The 1514-nt window shown below is 38.0% G+C and carries 1 protein-coding gene; it reads left to right on the top strand.

Annotated elements, in window-relative coordinates; all coding sequences use genetic code 11:
* Nucleotides 1-713, top strand: a 713-nt coding sequence (locus ACHUFV_RS17205) for a hypothetical protein (RefSeq protein WP_394236277.1), incomplete at its 5' end; no start/stop codon positions are given.
* Nucleotides 714-1514 lie beyond the last annotated feature (801 nt).

Below are 1514 nucleotides of genomic sequence, written 5' to 3'. Positions count from 1 at the left end.
CTGCAGAAGCTGATGAATTAGTAGAAGAAGGAACAAAGAATCAAGCAGAAACACCAGAAGTACCAGTAGCAGAAACTGAATTAGGAACCGATACAGAAGAAATTCAAGTTGGAGACACGAATACAGAAAATACTAATGTAATAGATGAAGAAGAAAATATCGCTTCTAAAGACAATACACAAAATCAAGATGATTCAGAGAAATGGGTTGATGAAACGTATGAATTTATCGGTGATAGCTATCAAAGTATTATTGAATTCTATCAGACCTTTCTTGTACAAAGTTTAAATGAATCAAATGCTGCCAAAACAAGTGAAGAAGCTGAAAATGTGTCAACTGTTGATACAGTAACCGATGTAACTGCTGAGGAAGGTGGAACTGATATAAGCACCTTAGAGGCAGTTACAACCATAGACAGCACGGTTGATAATCCAAATATCAATCTAACAAATGAACCTGACGTTAATGTAGAAAGCCCAGTCAGTGTAGCTCCAGAGCAAGAAGTAGTTGAACCTGTAGAAAATACAGTTTCAGATTCTGTAGAACCAATACAAGCAGTAGATGAGGAAATAATCCCGACAACTGAAACTGAACAAATTAATCAAAATGAAGCAGAAGAGGAATCGGATCAAATTTCTTTAAAGGATAAACTGATTGGATACTATCAAGATCTAGTAGCTTCATTCTCAAACCTTACAAACTTATTAAAGTAATGTACAAGGTTTTACTAATTGTAGGAATATCCTTTAACTGAAAAAATGGAATGGGGAATGAATACAGTAGATTATTCATTCCCCTTTTTAGGTGTACAAGTTATTTAAGTCATTTTTTCAGAGGACCATAACACGAGCCGGCAATGGCTTGTCATCCTCAATTTTTAGAATTTTTTGTTTTTAAATGCACCTGATTGGTATCAATGAATTGTGCATCATTTTCAGGAGCAAATTCATTATTTACATTACAGAAAGATAGAGGAAGGAGTCGTAAAAATCTTTGGATAAATAAGGGAGATAATTTGTTTATCAATTCAAAGGGATTTGTAAAATGGCTTGGAACGTTAAATGTTGATATTGAAAGTTTTTCCAAGTTAATTTGATGATGTTTTGCCTAATTCGTACAAGGTGAAAACGGAGATACCGGAGTCTGTCAGAAGAAGGGCTATCTTCCGACAAAGGGGAGGCAGAAAAAGCAGAGTCTGTCAGAAGCCGGGCCATCTTCTGACAAAGGGGAATGCGGAAGGACCAGAATCTGTCAGAAGCAGGGTTACCTTCTGACAAGGGGAAAGCAGAAAAAGCAGAGTCTGTCAGAAGCAGGGTTACTTTCTGACAAATTTGAGGCAGAAAAAGCAGAGTCTATCAGAAGCCGGGGTACCTTTTGACAAAGTTGAGGCAGAAAAAGCAGAGTCTGTCAGAAGCCGGGCCATCTTCTGACAAAGGGGAGGCAGAAAAAGCAGAGTCTGTCAGAAGCCGGGCCATCTTCTGACAAAGGGGAGGCAGAAAAAGCAGAGTCTGTCA

Origin of the sequence: Niallia oryzisoli, from assembly GCF_043641075.1 — a bacterium.
GTDB lineage: Bacteria > Bacillota > Bacilli > Bacillales > Cytobacillaceae > Bacillus_BD > Bacillus_BD oryzisoli_A.
This window is presented reverse-complemented; position numbering and strand designations above follow the sequence as displayed.